We start from the raw sequence: 14,367 nt of genomic DNA, 5'->3' as shown, positions 1-14,367 counted from the left end.
CGCTCGCCGCGAAGCTCGCCCGCCCGGACGTCCCGGTGCTCGCCCTGCTCGGCGACGCCGCGATGCAGCTCAACGGCCTCGCCGAGCTGATCACCGTGGCTCACCGCTGGCAGGACTGGGCCGATCCCCGGCTGGTGGTGCTGGTGCTCAACAACCGGGACCACTCCGGGCTCGGCGACGGCCGCTGGATGCCGGGCGTGCCCGGTCGGCGCGCCGACGTGCCGTACGCCGGCTGGGCCCGGCTGCTCGGCCTGCACGGCGTCCGGGTGGACCGGCCGGAGCTGGTCGGTGCCGCCTGGGACGAGGCGCTCGCCGCCGACCGGCCGTGCGTGCTGGAGGCGGTGGTGGACCCGGCGGTGGCCCCGACGGCGCCGGAGCCGGCCCTGGCCGACCTGCGGAGTCTCTTCGCCGACGGGCACGCCACCCGGCGCATCCGGGACCGGATGATGGCGGCCGAGCGGCAGATCGTCGAGGCGGAGGATCTCGTTTAGCCTCCCGGCCCCCGGGCATCCCTGACCCCACCAGCCACCGGGGGAGGCACGATGTCCGTACCCACCGACCGCCGTTACGGTCCGGCGTCGCTGCCGACGCCGCGCGGCCCGGTCTCCGGCGCGCTGGTGGCGGCGTTGCACCGGCCGCCGCACGACCTGCCGGCCGGGCTCGCCGGGGCGCTGGCCGGCGACGTCGGCGACGGCCACCCGGACCCGCTGACCGACGAGGACCGGCAGCTCACCCTCTTCCTCTGCTATGAACTGCACTACCGGGGCTGGGCCGGGGTCGACGAGGACTGGGAGTGGCAGCCGTCCCTGCTGGCGCTGCGCGCCGCGGCCGAGCGGCCGTTCGAGGCGGCGGTGCGCCGCCTGGTCGGCCCGCAGCCGACGGTGCTGCCGGCCGGCGTGCCCGCCGCGCTGGCCGCCCTGGTCGCCGCCGCCGACGGACCGTCGCTGGCCCGGACCCTGCACCGGCAGGCCACCCTGGCCCAGTTCCGCGAGTTCGTCACCCACCGCTCGATCTACCACCTGCGCGAGGCCGACCCGCACAGCTGGGCCCTGCCCCGCCTCGGCGGACCGGCCAAGGCCGCCCTGGTCGAGATCCAGATGGACGAGTACGGCAACGGCCGGTGCGACCGGATGCACGCCGAACTGTTCCGGGTGACCATGGGCCGGCTCGGCCTGGACACCGACTACGCCGCCCACCTGGACCGGGTGCCGGCGGTCACGCTGACCGTCAACAACCTGATCTCGCTGTTCGGCCTGCACCGGCGGCTGCGCGGCGCGCTGCTGGGCCACCTGGCCGCCTACGAGATGACCTCCTCGCTGCCCAACCGCCGCTACGGCAACGGGCTGCGCCGCCTCGGTCTCGACGCGGCGGCCACCCGCTTCTACGACGAGCACGTGGAGGCCGACGCGGTGCACGAGCAGATCGCCGCGCACGACCTGTGCGGCGGCCTGGTCCGCACCGAACCGGCCCTCGCCGGCGACGTCCTGTTCGGGGCCGCCGCCGCGCTGGCCACCGACCGGCTCTTCGCCGCCCACCTGCTGGACAGTTGGGCCGCCGGCACGTCCTCGCTACGCCTGCGAGCGGAAACCGACGGCCCGGTGGGTGCCGTCGCAGAACGGTTTGCGCCCCGAACGCCCGCAGCGGCATAGCGCCACCGCGCCCCGGCGGGTCTCGATGGCCCGCCCGTCGGGGGTCACCAGCGCGAAGTCGCCCCGGACCAGCAGCGGGCCGTCCGGATAGGCGGTGATGGTGGCCGCCGCGTCGGCGGTCTGTTCGGGCTCGGCGCTCATCGTCCGGATGTGCCCCGCCCGGTCCCCGCGAAACCCGCACCGGCCCGGCTGGGCGGTCACCGACCGGCGGGCACCGGTAGGGCGTACCGGCGGGCGGGGCGGGATCGCCCCCGTCGGGACGCGATGCCCCGTTTAGACCCCGAAGGGGCGGGACGCCGGGCCGCGTGGTGAGCGAACGAGGCGGGGTGGAGCCGGTGCGGACCGTACCGGCCGGGCCGACGGCCCAGGGTGCGGGACTGGCCGGCGACCGGGTCGTCACGGCCGGCAGCACCGCGCGGGTGCTGGTCGCCGCGGCCGCCCGCGCGCTGCGCGGGGTGGACTGCGCCGACCTGGGGCATGCGCCGTCGTCGTCACCGTTCACCGGGGCGCGCAACGCCGGCCGGGTGGCGCTCACCGCCGCCCAGGCCGCCGAGGTGGACGGGGAACGGGTGGCCGGTTGGATCGTCGACCAGTACCCCCGGGAGCGGTATCCGGCGGTGGTGCTGGGCGCGCCGCACGCCGCCGCCGTGCACCTGGCCGTGGCGCTCGGGGTGCCCTGGCTACCCACCGGCTTCGAGATGACCGCGCACTGGACGCACGGCGCGGTGGATCGTCCCGCCGCCGCGCTCGACCAGGGAGCCGCGTTCGCCGCCCGGATCCTCGCCGGCAACCCCGGGCTGCACGTCCGTCAGGTGCACTGCCCGGCGAGCCGGGGCGCGCTGGCCGGTACGGCGATCACCCTGGTGGGCCGCTTTCGGGCGCTGCCGGTGGGGTACGCCCGGTTCCTGGCCGACCGGCTGGCCGACCGGGCGGCGCTGCTGCTGGTCGACGACGCGCGCCGCTGGCCGGTGTCCGACTCCGGGCAGGGGCACAGCTTCCAGCTCGGCTGCCCGGCCAGCGGCCTGCGGCCGGTGGACTTCCACCCGGACTCGCCCGCCCTGCGTCAGGTGTTGCGGGCCGCCGGGGCGACCGGGGACGGGTGGGAACCACCGCCGGTCACCGCCGCCGGGGAGTCCGCCGAACACGGGGTGGAGCCGGGGTTCGTCCGCGCGCTGGGGCACTGGGCCGGCGGTCGGGGCCACGAGCTGCGTCAGGTGCGGGTGCCGTACCCGGGGGCGCTCAGCGCGGCCACCGCCGACCTGTACCGCCGGTGGCTGCGCCGGGCCGGCAAGACGGGCGACCGGTTGGTGGTGGAGTGCGGTCGGGTGTTCGATCCGTGGCAGGTGGTGCGGGCGGGGCTGGTGCCGTACTGGTGCGAGAACGCGACCCGGGGCAGCGTCGAGGAGGTGGAGTGGTGGCTCGCCGGCAGCGAGCCGTTCAGTTCGGTGGACGTGCTGCCCGAGTCGCCGGGGTTGCGGTCGCCGGCCGTGGCGGGGCTGCCGCAGTGGCTGGCGGTGGCGGCGTTCGGCCGTCGCCGGCGGGCCCTGGACCGGACCGCCGCCCGGGGCTACCCGGTGGCGTCGGTGGCCACCCGGCGGGCCACCGAGGTGCTGCGCGGCCAGCCGTACGACCTGCCGACGCCGCCGCCGCTGAGCGTCGGTGACGCGCTGGCCGGGCTCCGCGAGGCAGGCGCGCCACTGGGGCTCACCGTGTCCTGACCGGCCCCGGTCCCACGACGCGGCCGGGCCGAAGACGGCCGGCCGGTCGCCCGGAAAGGGGACGCCGGGGGTGTCCGCGCCGCCCGGCCGGACCCGGCACGCCGAAACATCCTCGCGAACCCGGGGACGCGTGATTGAGTACCTGGGGAGCGGGAGGACCGCCCGCCGCGACGGTCCGCCGCGTGGCGACCGGTCGTCGCCCGCCCGCGTCCGGTGATCCCGGCGCGGCACGTGAAACCCCACTTCCGACCCGGTGCGTGGTGCCACCACGCGCCCGACCGGCCCGATCCGGGCGGGGGACCTTCCTGAGGGAGGCGCGGATGTTCGGACAGACCACCACGACCACACCACCTCCGACCGAGCGAGGCCTGGAGGACCTGGACGCCGCCGCACTGGCGTACGCCGCGCGGATCGCCGGCCTGCCACCGGAGCGCCGGGGGGAGGCCCGTGAGGACCTGGTCCGGTTCGCCCTGCCGTTCGCCGGCCGGCTGGCCCGCCGCTACCGGGGGCGGGGTGAACCGTTGGAGGACCTGGAGCAGGTGGCCCGGCTCGGCCTGGTCAACGCCGTCGACCGCTACGACCCCGAGCGGGGTTCGTTCACCGCGTACGCGGCGATCACAATCGTCGGGGAGATCAAGCGGCACTTCCGGGACCGCACCTGGGGGGTGCACGTGCCCCGCCGGCTGCGGGACCTGATCCTGGAGGTCGGACAGGCCACCTCGGCGTTGACCAGCGAGCTGTCCCGCGCGCCGAGCGTGGCCGAGCTGGCGGCCCGACTGGAGACGCCCGAGGAGGAGATCCTCGCCGCCCTGGAGTCGGCGGCCGGCTACAGCCCCGCCTCGCTCAACGCGCCGGTCGGCGGGGAGAGCTCCGCCGAGTTCGGTGACCTGGTCGGCGAGTCGGACAACGCGTTGGAGTCGGTGGACGACCGGGTGACGGTCAGCGGGCTGCTGCACCGGCTGCCCTGGCGGGAGCGGCGCATCCTGGCGATGCGCTTCTACGGCAACCAGACCCAGGCGGAGATCGCCGCCCGGTTCGGCATCTCCCAGATGCACGTGTCCCGGCTGCTGTCGCGGGCGTTGACCTGGCTGCGTCAGGCGATGCTCGCCGACACCCCGCCGCCGTGGTGCAACGGCGCCGCCGAGGCGGACACCGGCCGGAACCGGATCGCGGTCAAACGCACCGCGGAGCGGACGGTCGTCGAGGTCGGGGGCGAGATCGACCGCGACGGCGCGGACCAGTTGCGCCGGATGATGCTGGAGGCGGTCGCCGGGCAGCCCCGCGAACTGGTGGTGGACCTGGATGGCGCGGGCGGCGTGGACGCCGGTGGCATCGCCGCGCTGGTGGCCGGCCGGGACGCCGCCCTGCGCACCGGGGTGCCGCTGCGGCTGACCCGGGTCCAGCCGGCGGTACGCCGTTCGCTGGCCGCCGCCGGCCTGCCCGCCACCGTGGACGCCTGACCCCGGCTCCGGTCGGCGGGAGGACGAACGTCGGGCCGGCACCCCCGCACGGGGGTGCCGGCCCGAGAGCCGTCCCGGGTCAGCGTTGTTCGGGGTCGTCGTCGTCCGTGCCGTGCGGGTGCCGCCACCGTTCGGGGGTGTCGGGGTTCGCGCCACCCGGGCCGTCGTCCTGCGGGGCGTCGGAGTGCGCGAAGCCGGGGCGGCGGACCTGCTCCGGTTCGGGCACCACCACCGGGCGGGCACCCGACTGCGGGGCGGGCTGGTACTCCACCGCCTCCCGGGCCCCGTGCGCGCCCTCGGCCGCCGGCGACTCGGGGACGTGCCGTTCGTGGCGCAGCTCGTCGTGCAACTCCTGCGGCGGCCGGGTGGTGCGTTGCGGCAGGTCCCGGCCGAGGTCGGCGACGAGCGGGCCGTACTTGGCGTCGAAGGCGGGGCGTTCGGAGCGGATCCGGGGCATCCGGTCGAAGTTGCGCAACGGCGGCGGGCAGGTGGTGGCCCACTCCAGGGAGTTGCCGAACCCCCACGGGTCGTCGACGGTCACCAGCGCGCCGTACCGCCAGGATTTCCACACGTTGTAGAGGAAGAACAGGGTGGACGCGCCGAGCACGAACGAGCCGACCGTGGAGATCATGTTGAGCGTGGTGAAGCCGTCGCCGGGCAGGTAGTCGGCGTACCGGCGGGGCATCCCCTCGTCGCCCAGCCAGTGCTGCACCAGGAAGGTGGCGTGGAAGCCGACGAACATGGTCCAGAAGTGCAGCTTGCCGAGCCGTTCGTCGAGCAGTCGGCCGGTCATCTTGGGAAACCAGAAGTACACCCCGCCGAAGGCGGCGAAGACGATGGTGCCGAACAGCACGTAGTGGAAGTGCGCCACCACGAAGTACGAGTCGGTGACGTGGAAGTCCACCGGCGGGCTGGCCAGCAGCACCCCGGTGAGGCCGCCGAGCAGGAAGGTCACCAGGAACCCGATGGCGAACAGCATCGGCGTCTCGAAGGTGAGCTGCCCCTTCCACATGGTGCCGATCCAGTTGAAGAACTTCACCCCGGTGGGCACCGCGATCAGGTAACTGAGGAAACTGAAGAACGGCAGCAGCACCTGGCCGGTGGCGAACATGTGGTGCGCCCACACGGTCATCGACAGCACGGTGATCGCGACCGTGGCCAGCACCAGCCCGGTGTAACCGAAGATCGGCTTGCGGCTGAACACCGGGATGATCTCGGTGATGATGCCGAAGAACGGCAGCGCCACGATGTAGACCTCGGGGTGGCCGAAGAACCAGAACAGGTGCTGCCACAGCATCGGCCCGCCGGTGCCCGCGTCGTAGACGTGCGCGTCGAGCAGCCGGTCCGCCCCCAGCGCCAGCAGCGCGGCGGCCAGCAGCGGGAAGACCAGGATCACCAGGACGGCGGTGAGCAGCATGTTCCACGTGAAGATCGGCATCCGGAACATGGTCATGCCGGGGGCGCGCAGGGTCAGCGTGGTGGTGATCAGGTTGACCGCGCCGAGGATGGTGCCCAGTCCGGAGACGACCAGCCCGACCACCCACAGGTTCGCCCCGACGCCGGGGGAGTGGGTCGTGTCACTGAGCGGGTTGTACGCCGTCCAGCCGAAGTCGGCCGCGCCGCCGGGGGTGAGGTAGCCGCCGACGACCATGGTCCCGCCGAACAGGTACAGCCAGTACGCGAACGCGTTGAGCCGGGGGAACGCCACGTCCGGGGCGCCGATCTGCAACGGGACGATGTAGTTGCCGAAGGCGAACACCAACGGGGTGGCGAAGAGCAGCAGCATGATCGTGCCGTGCATGGTGAACGCCTGGTTGTACTGCTCGGGGGAGAGGAACTGCATTCCGGGCCGGGCCAGCTCGGCCCGGATGAGCAGGGCCAGCACCCCGCCGATCAGGAAGAACACGAACGACGTGGCCAGGTAGAGCAGGCCGATCTGCTTGGCGTCGGTGGTGCCGAGCAGCCGGAGCAGCTTGTTGCCGGGCAGCGCCGGGCGGACCGGCCCGGGAAAGCCGCCGAACCGGGCCGGGGCGAGGATGGCCGGCCCCCGGTCTCGTGCGGGCTCCGTGGTTACCCGTCTGGGCATGGCTCTCTCACCCCGTCGTGACGACAGAAAGGACGGGCGCGACTACCCGCCCTCCGCCCATGTAACCAGGCGACAGGGGGAATTTCGGTCAATTCGCCGGCAGGAGTGCCCACACCACCTTGCCGTCGGCCAGCGGGGAGCTGCCCCAGCGCTGCGCCATCTCCCGGATCAGCAGCAGCCCCCGGCCGCCCTCGGCGGACAGGTCCGGACTGGCCGCGCGGGCCGCCGTCCGGCTGCCGTCGGCCACGGCCACCCGCAGGTACGGCTGGTGCAGGGTCAACGTGATCCGCATCGGGGTGTGGGCGTGCCGGACCACGTTGCCGACCAGCTCGCTGAGCACCAGCGACGCCGGCTCCACCAGGTGCGGCACGTTCCACCGGGAACACGCGTCGCCGACCAGCTCACGGGCCCGCCGGCAGGCCCCCGCCGCCGGCTCCAACCGGGCCCGCAACCGGGGCGCGGCGCTCGCCCCGGCCCACCGGGTGGCCTCCGCGCAGTCCTGCCGCACCGGCACCACCCGGCAGGTGGTGGAGGTGGCCAACCAGGCCGCGGCGTCCGGCGGGGGAGAGCAGAGCACCATCGGCACGGCCGGCCAGTCGGCGGCCTGCCGGGCGGTGGCGGCGAACACCGACAGCGCCAGCCGGTCGGCGACGGTCACCCCGCCCAGGTCGACCACCAGCGCGTCCGGCAACGTGGTCAGGCAGCGGTCCAACACGGTGTGCACGGTGCGCATGGTGCCCAGGTCGAGCGCGCCGGCGAGGCGTACGACGGTCACCGGTGACGCGTCGCTGACCTCGCAGGTGATCCGGCTGACCATCGGCCCCTCGATTCCGTTCGTGGTGCTGGGGAGAACCGCCAGGTACCCGGGGCCCGGTGGGACGAAACCGGGACCGTGGGCGGTGTCGCCCACGGTCCCGGTGCCGGGCCGTCCCCGGGCCCGGCCGGCTCAGGCGGCCCGCAGCTCGGGCACCCGGGCGGCGGCGCGGACCGTCTCGTAGAGGGCGACGTAGCGCTGCGCCATCACCGCCGGGGTGAACCGGGCGGCGGCCTCCCGGCGGCACTCGTCCGGGTCGAGCCGTCGCGCCGCCAGCAGCAGCTCACCCAGCTCGTCCTCGTCGTCGGTGAGCAGTCCGGTCCGCCCGTGGTCGACCAACTCGGGCAGGCAGCCCCGGGCGGTCGCCACCACCGGCGTGCCCAGCGCCAGCGACTCCACCACGGCCGTCCCGCCGGGCTCCTCCCACCGCAGCGGGAACAGCGCCGCCCGCGCTCCGGCCAGCAGGTCGTCGCGTTCCCGACCGGCCACCGTGCCGACCCAGCGGACCAGGTCCCCGTCGACGTGCGGGGCGACCTCGTCGTAGAAGAACCGTACGTCCGGGTTCTGCCGGGCCCCGTCGCCCGCCGCCGCCAGGTCCGCCGGGCGGTGGTACGGCCCGACCGGGCCGGCGAGCACCAGTGGCACCCCGGTGCGCCGGGCCAGCCGGGCACCGACGTCCTGCCCCTTGCCCGGGTTGATCCGGCCCAGGATGACCGTGTGGTCGCCCTTCACCGGCCGGGGCGCCCGGTCGGCGTGCACCGCCAGCGGGGTCGCCAGATGCACGTGCCCGACCGCGTGCTCGCGCAGCGCCCGGGGCGCGCGGGCCAACTGGGCGGCGGAGACGCCGTTGACCCGTACCCGCGCCCCACCGTCGAGGGTGCCGTACAGCTCGGGGTGCTTGGCGAGGTCCCAGTGCAGGGTGTGCAGCACCGGCGGGGCGTCCGGCCCCATCGCCGCCAGGGTGGCCAGCCCGACCGCCTCCACGTGGTCGTGCACCAGATCGACGTCGTCGCGGCCGTGCAGTTGCCGGACCACCCCGGCCAGGTGTGCCTGGGACACCCCGCACACCTGGTTGTACGGCCGTTGCAGCGCCGCGAACTGCCCGTCGTCGAAGACCGAGAACTTCTCGTCCACCGGCAGGGTGCTCGACCCCACCGAGGCGAGCACCACCCGCACCCCGAGCCGGCGCAGCTCCGGCACCAGGGTGGCGACGACGTTCTCGATGCCGCCGTAGCCGGGTGGCGGCACGGACAGCCACGGGCCGGCGTTCATCAGCACGGTGAGGCTCATGGTCGGGACTTCCTCTCGGGACGGACGGGGTCCCGGGCGGGTCTCGACCCCGCGCGTCGGGTGGCGCTGCCGCCGGCGCGACGCCTCGTCACGCGGCGACCCGCCGGCGCGGCAGCCGGGGCCGCAGCTCGGCCAGGGGCGGGCGTTCCTGCACCGAGACGTCGTTGACGACGACCTCCCGGTCGAGATTCGGCAGCGCCTCCGAGCCGCCCCGACGGAACTGGGTGAGCAGCGCACCCGGGCTGGTGCCCGGGGCGGCCCAGCCCCGCCGCTGCAACCGCGCCCAGGCGGTGTGCATGATCTGCGCGGACATCCGGCCCAGGGCTGCGGTGTCCTGGTGCCGGTGCTTGCGTTCGCCCAGGTCGACCTGGGCCAGCGCGTCCAGGCCGACCAGTTCCAGCAGGTCGATCAGCATGGCCGTCTCGACCCCGTAACCGGTGACGAACGGCACCCGTTCCAGCACCTCCCGCCGGCCGGCGTACTCGCCCGCGAGGGGCTGCACGAAACCGGCCAGCTCCGGCCAGAACAGGTTCAGCAGCGGCCGGGCCATCAGCTCCGTCACCCGCCCGCCGCCGTCGGTCTCCACGCTGGTCGCGCCGACCAGCGGCCGGTGGTAGAAGCCCTTCACGAACTCCACCGACGGGTCGACCAGCAGCGGGCCGATCAGCCCGGTCACGAAGTGCGGCCGGAACTCCCGCAGGTCGGCGTCGACGAACGCGACGACGTCGCCCTCGGCGGCGGCCAGGCCGGCCCAGAGCGCGTCGCCCTTGCCGGTCAGCCGGGGCAGCCCCCGGGTCATCTCGTCCTGGCCGACCACCTCCGCGCCGGCGGCCCGGGCCACCTGCGCGGTGCGGTCGGTCGACCGCGAGTCGACCACGATCAACTCGTCGACCAGGGGGACGCGGTCCATCAGGTGTTCCCGGATCGTCGAGACGATCGCCCCGACGGTGGCTTCCTCGTTCCGGGCGGGCAGCACCACGCTGACCCGGTTCTCCCCCTTGGCTCTGATCAGCCGTCGCGTGGGCCAGTCCTGCGCCGACGTCGTCCGGTAGGTGGCCCATGCCTCCACGACAGGGGAGACGATCGGTTCTGTGTCCCGCACTGGCAAACCCCCAGATCCATGGCGGAAAACGCAGACTTGGTTTTCCCGTCTCTGCACATTCGTTAACTGGATATTCCCTAACAGCTTGATCACGGCGGCTCCACCGGCCGGTTCCCGGCAGATGAACGCTGTGTTGCGGTGACCGCCGGGGTTTCGCCCCGCCGCGCCGGGGCAGTGCTGTGCGCGGTGGTGGTTGACCGCGTCGAGAGGGCCGAGGGTATGCGTACGTGTCGGGTGGGGCTGGTCGGGGCCGGTGGGGTGGCGCAACGTCACGCCCGCGTGCTGGGGAGTTTCGCCGACGTCGAACTGGTCGGGGTCACCGACGTGACCCGGTCCGCCGCCGCCCGGCTGGCCGACACGCACTCGACCCGGGCCTTCGCCGACGTCGACGACCTGCTGGCCGCCGGCCCCGACGCGGTCTACGTCTGCGTGCCGCCGTTCGCCCACGGGCCGGTGGAGGAGACCGTCATCGCCGCCGGGGTGCCGATGTTCGTGGAGAAGCCGGTCGCGGTCGACCTGGACACCGCCGAACGGATCGCCGCCCTGGTCGAGCAGCGGCGACTGCTCACCGCCGTCGGGCACCACTGGCGCTACCTGCACGTGGTGTCGCAGGCCCGTGAACTGCTCGCCGACCGTCCGGTGCGGATGGTCAACGGGGCCTGGCTGGACAAGGTGCCCCCGGTGGCCTGGTGGGCGGTGCGGGACCGCTCCGGCGGCCCGGTGGTCGAGCAGGCCGCCCACGTCCTGGACCTGACCCGGGTGCTGGTCGGCGAGGCCGTCGAGGTGACCGCCTACGGCGACGGCAACCCACCCCCGGTCGACGACGCCGACATCGACTCGGTGACCGCCGCCACGCTGCGCTTCGCCTCCGGCGCGGTGGGCACCCTCGCCGCCGCCTGCGTGCTCGGCTGGAAGCACCGGGCCGGACTGGAGATCCTCGCCGACGGGCTGGCCCTCTCGCTGACCGAGGACGGCCTGACCGTCCGGGACACCGACGGGGAACGCCACCTCCCGGCCGATCCCGACGCCGCCCGGGTCGCCGTCGACCGGGCCTTCGTCGACGCGGTGACCGGGGTCGGCGACGACATCCGGGTGCCGTACGCGGAGGCGCTGCGCACCCAACGCCTGGCGGTCGCGCTCGCGCAGAGCGCCCGGACCGGTCGCGGCGTCAGCCTGCCCACCGGCCCGGCCGCGCTCACGCCGACCACCGACGGCCGGCCCGGCGCGCCCACGGGGGTGGGCGTCGATGCGTGACACGGTGGTCGTGGTCGACGGCCCGGGGCGCGTCGCGTTGGCCGAGCAGGACGCCGGTGAGCTGCGCGAGGGCATGATCCGGGTGCGGACCCGCTACAGCGGGGTCTCCGCCGGGACGGAGCTGAGCTTCGTCAAGGGCACCAACCCCCACCTCACCGTCACCTTCGACCCCGGCCTCGGCCTGTTCCGGCCGGGCACCGCCGGCACCCCGTACCCGGTCACCCGGCTCGGCTACATGCAGGTCGCCGAGGTGGTGCAGAGCCGCACCCCGGCGATCGCCGTCGGCACCGTCGGCGCGATGACGTACGGCCACCGCAGCGGGTACGTCGCCGACCCGCTCGCCGAACGGTTCGTGCCGCTGCCCGACGACGTCGACCCGATGCTCGGCGTCTACGTGGCGCACATGGGCCCGATCTGCGCCAACGGGCTGCTGCACGCCGCCGCCGACCTGTACGGCGCCGGCGTGCGCACCCTCGGCGACGGGGTGCGCGGCCGACGGGTGGCGGTCGTCGGCGGCGGCGTGGTCGCCCTGCTCACCGCCCTGTTCGCCCGCCGTCACGAGGCCGCCTCGGTGGTGGTGGTCGACCCCACGCCGCAGCGCCGGCAGGTCGCCGAGGCCCTCGGGCTGGAGACCCTGGACCCGAGCGCCGACGACGCGGCGGTGGTGCTCAAGACGCGGTGGAACCACGGCGCCGGGGACCGGGGGGCCGACGTGGTGTTCCAGTGCCGGGGCCAGGACCACGCGCTGCACCTGGCGCTGCGCCTGCTGCGCCCCCAGGGCACGGTGGTCGACCTGGCCTTCTACCCGGGCGGCGCGGACGCCGTCCGGCTCGGCGAGGAGTTCCACCACAACGGGCTGACGCTGCGCTGCGCCCAGATCGGCCGGGTGCCGCGAGGTCTCGCCCCGACCTGGGACCGGGAACGGCTCTCCGCCGAGACGATCGACCTGCTGCGCCGGCACGGCGACCTGGTCCGCGCGCACCTGATCTCGGCCGTGGTCCCGTTCGCGGACGCCCCCGCGCTCCTCACCGACCTGGCCGGACGTCGCCGCCACGAACTCCAGGTCGTCCTCACCCCCTGAGCCCGGCGGGAGCGGCCGCACCCCGTCCGGCGGGCCGGCGCCGTGCGGAGGAGACCGGCCACCGGCCCCGGGGGAGCGGTCCCCCTTGATCATCGACGTCGGTCAGCCCGCGCCCCGGTCGACCGGCCGCCCGACGGCTTCCCGACGACGCTCGGCGACACCCCCCTCGACCTGCCCGGACGTGCCGGTGACCGAACACCGGGGCCGTGTCGGACAGACCGGGCAGCCGTTTGCGGCCGAATTCGCGTACCGTTGCCGCTCATGGGTGTGTCGCAACGGTTGAAGAGCAGGTTCCGCCGGTTCCTCCAGCGCCCGGGGACGACGGTCGACCTGGCTCCGCTGGAGAAGCTGCTGCCGCGGGTCGCCGCGCGTGAGGAAGAGCTGTCGGCGCTCGACGACGACGCGCTGACCGAGGCCGCCGGGGCCGCCACGGAGTACGTGGACATCTGCGCCGTCGGCCGCGAGGCCGCCCGCCGGGGCCTCGACCAGCGGCCGTACGACGTGCAGCTGCTCGGCGCGATGGCGCTGCTGTCCGGCAAGGTCGCCGAGATGGCCACCGGTGAGGGCAAGACGCTCACCGCCACCATCGCCGCCTACGGGCACGTCCGGCTGGGCAACGGGCCGGTGCACGTGCTCACCGTCAACGACTACCTGGCCCGCCGGGACGCCGAGTGGATGACGCCGGTCTACCGGCTGCTCGGGCTGACCGTGGGCTGGGTCAACGAGGCCTCCACCCCGGCCGAGCGGCGGGCCGCGTACGGCTGCGACGTCACCTACGTCTCGGTCAGCGAGGCCGGCTTCGACTTCCTGCGCGACCAGCTCGTCACCGACATCGCCGACCGGGTCCAGCCGCCGCTTGCCACCGCCATCGTCGACGAGGCCGACTCGATCCTGATCGACGAGGCCCGGGTGCCGATGGTGCTGGCCGGCTCGACCACCGGCGAGCAGGACCCGGTGCACGCCTCCGCCGCGCTCGTGCGCGGCCTGCGCAAGGGCCGGCACTACACGGTCGCCGAGGACGGCCGCAGCGTCGCCTTCACCACCGAGGGGCTGGCCGCCGTCGAGGCCAAGCTGGGCGGCATCGACCTGTACGACACCGAGCACGTCGGCCAGCTCTCCGCGGTGAACGTGGCGCTGCACGCGCACGCCCTGCTGCACCGCGACGTCGACTACATCGTCCGTGACGGCTCGGTGGAGCTGATCGACGAGATGCGCGGCCGGGTCGCCCAGCGCCGTCGCTGGCCCGACGGCCTGCAGGCCGCCGTGGAGGCGAAGGAGGGGTTGGACGCCACCGCCGAGGGCGAGGTGCTGGGCACCATCGCCGTGCAGGCGTACATCGCGCTCTACCCCAAGCTGTGCGGCATGACGGCGACCGCGGTGCTGGTCGGCGACCAGCTCCGCGAGTTCTTCGGCCTCGAGGTGGCGGTGATCCCGCCGAACACCCCCTGCGTCCGCGAGGACGAGCCGGACCGGATCTACGCGACCCGGGCCGAGAAGGAGGAGGCGCTGATCGACGAGATCCGGCGCTGCCACGAGGCGGGCCGCCCGGTGCTGGTCGGCACCCTCGACGTGAAGGAGTCCGAGGGGCTCGCCGCCGGCCTGCAGGCCGCCGGGGTGCCGTGCGTGGTGCTCAACGCCAAGAACGACGACGAGGAGGCGGCGATCATCGCCGAGGCCGGCGCGTACGGCGCGGTGACCGTCTCCACCCAGATGGCCGGCCGGGGCGTGGACATCCGGCTCGGCGGCAGCGAGCAGGTCGACCAGGAGCGGGTGGCCGAACTCGGCGGCCTCTACGTGATCGGCAGCGGCCGGCACGACAGCCGCCGGGTCGACGACCAGCTGCGTGGTCGGGCCGGCCGGCAGGGCGACCCGGGCGGTTCGGTCTTCTTCGTCAGCCTGGAGGACGACCTGGT

The 14,367-nt window shown here is 74.6% G+C and carries 12 protein-coding genes; 7 read left to right on the top strand and 5 right to left on the bottom strand.

Annotated features, from left to right (window positions below; genetic code table 11):
• On the top strand, window positions 1-491 hold a 491-nt coding region (locus ACOJTC_RS16865), incomplete at its 5' end, for a thiamine pyrophosphate-dependent enzyme (protein WP_420117599.1).
• Window positions 492-542: 51 nt separating this feature from the next.
• On the top strand, window positions 543-1,649 hold the full coding sequence (locus ACOJTC_RS16860; protein ID WP_420117598.1) for an iron-containing redox enzyme family protein: 1,107 nt from the start codon (window positions 543-545) through the stop codon (window positions 1,647-1,649).
• Here ACOJTC_RS16860 and ACOJTC_RS16855 read toward each other — a convergent pair.
• Window positions 1,569-1,790, bottom strand: a complete 222-nt coding sequence (locus ACOJTC_RS16855; RefSeq protein ID WP_363654360.1) for a CDGSH iron-sulfur domain-containing protein — start codon at window positions 1,788-1,790, stop codon at window positions 1,569-1,571. The two genes, ACOJTC_RS16860 and ACOJTC_RS16855, sit on opposite strands and share 81 nt — an antisense overlap.
• Before the next feature lie 194 nt (window positions 1,791-1,984).
• On the opposite strand from ACOJTC_RS16855, the gene ACOJTC_RS16850 reads away from it, so the two are divergent.
• Complete coding sequence (locus tag ACOJTC_RS16850; protein WP_420117597.1) at window positions 1,985-3,367, top strand: hypothetical protein; 1,383 nt, start codon at window positions 1,985-1,987, stop codon at window positions 3,365-3,367.
• Between the two features lie 320 nt (window positions 3,368-3,687).
• A complete protein-coding gene (locus tag ACOJTC_RS16845; RefSeq protein ID WP_420117596.1) occupies window positions 3,688-4,827 on the top strand; it encodes a SigB/SigF/SigG family RNA polymerase sigma factor in 1,140 nt (379 codons plus the stop codon).
• Window positions 4,828-4,906: 79 nt separating this feature from the next.
• Here ACOJTC_RS16845 and ctaD read toward each other — a convergent pair whose 3' ends face one another.
• The 4 genes from ctaD to ACOJTC_RS16825 form a co-directional block, all read right to left on the bottom strand.
• Window positions 4,907-6,913 (bottom strand): cytochrome c oxidase subunit I, encoded by a 2,007-nt coding sequence (ctaD, locus tag ACOJTC_RS16840; protein ID WP_420117595.1) that lies wholly within the window; start codon window positions 6,911-6,913, stop codon window positions 4,907-4,909.
• Between the two features lie 88 nt (window positions 6,914-7,001).
• A complete protein-coding gene (locus ACOJTC_RS16835; protein ID WP_204924537.1) occupies window positions 7,002-7,730 on the bottom strand; it encodes an ATP-binding protein in 729 nt (242 codons plus the stop codon).
• Between the two features lie 129 nt (window positions 7,731-7,859).
• Entirely contained in the window at window positions 7,860-9,017 is a 1,158-nt protein-coding gene (locus ACOJTC_RS16830; RefSeq protein ID WP_204924536.1) for a glycosyltransferase, read from the bottom strand.
• An 88-nt stretch (window positions 9,018-9,105) separates the two neighbouring features.
• Window positions 9,106-10,086 (bottom strand): glucosyl-3-phosphoglycerate synthase, encoded by a 981-nt coding sequence (locus ACOJTC_RS16825; protein ID WP_307826132.1) that lies wholly within the window; start codon window positions 10,084-10,086, stop codon window positions 9,106-9,108.
• Window positions 10,087-10,338: 252 nt separating this feature from the next.
• On the opposite strand from ACOJTC_RS16825, the gene ACOJTC_RS16820 reads away from it, so the two are divergent.
• From ACOJTC_RS16820 to secA2, 3 genes are all read left to right on the top strand, one after another.
• Window positions 10,339-11,373: a Gfo/Idh/MocA family protein gene (locus ACOJTC_RS16820; protein WP_420117594.1), complete on the top strand. Its 1,035-nt coding sequence runs from the start codon at window positions 10,339-10,341 to the stop codon at window positions 11,371-11,373.
• Window positions 11,366-12,454 (top strand): zinc-dependent alcohol dehydrogenase, encoded by a 1,089-nt coding sequence (locus ACOJTC_RS16815; protein WP_420117593.1) that lies wholly within the window; start codon window positions 11,366-11,368, stop codon window positions 12,452-12,454. Before ACOJTC_RS16820 ends, ACOJTC_RS16815 begins: the two co-directional genes overlap by 8 nt.
• 261 nt (window positions 12,455-12,715) lie before the next feature.
• On the top strand, window positions 12,716-14,367 hold a 1,652-nt coding region (gene secA2 / locus ACOJTC_RS16810), incomplete at its 3' end, for an accessory Sec system translocase SecA2 (RefSeq protein WP_420117592.1).

The organism is Micromonospora sp. (genome assembly GCF_048594385.1).
Lineage (GTDB): Bacteria > Actinomycetota > Actinomycetes > Mycobacteriales > Micromonosporaceae > Micromonospora > Micromonospora wenchangensis.
Note: the sequence above shows the minus strand (reverse complement) of the source record. Positions and strands in the feature narration are given on the sequence as shown.

Bases quoted from the DNA above. Each gene is read 5' to 3' on its own strand.
- ACOJTC_RS16860 (WP_420117598.1), top strand. From the start codon at position 543: ATGTCCGTACCCACCGACCGCCGTTACGGTCCGGCGTCGCTGCCGACG.
- ACOJTC_RS16855 (WP_363654360.1), bottom strand. From the start codon at position 1,790: ATGAGCGCCGAGCCCGAACAGACCGCCGACGCGGCGGCCACCATCACC.
- ACOJTC_RS16845 (WP_420117596.1), top strand. From the start codon at position 3,688: ATGTTCGGACAGACCACCACGACCACACCACCTCCGACCGAGCGAGGC.
- ctaD (WP_420117595.1), bottom strand. From the start codon at position 6,913: ATGCCCAGACGGGTAACCACGGAGCCCGCACGAGACCGGGGGCCGGCC.
- ACOJTC_RS16835 (WP_204924537.1), bottom strand. From the start codon at position 7,730: ATGGTCAGCCGGATCACCTGCGAGGTCAGCGACGCGTCACCGGTGACC.
- ACOJTC_RS16830 (WP_204924536.1), bottom strand. From the start codon at position 9,017: ATGAGCCTCACCGTGCTGATGAACGCCGGCCCGTGGCTGTCCGTGCCG.
- ACOJTC_RS16820 (WP_420117594.1), top strand. From the start codon at position 10,339: ATGCGTACGTGTCGGGTGGGGCTGGTCGGGGCCGGTGGGGTGGCGCAA.
- ACOJTC_RS16815 (WP_420117593.1), top strand. From the start codon at position 11,366: ATGCGTGACACGGTGGTCGTGGTCGACGGCCCGGGGCGCGTCGCGTTG.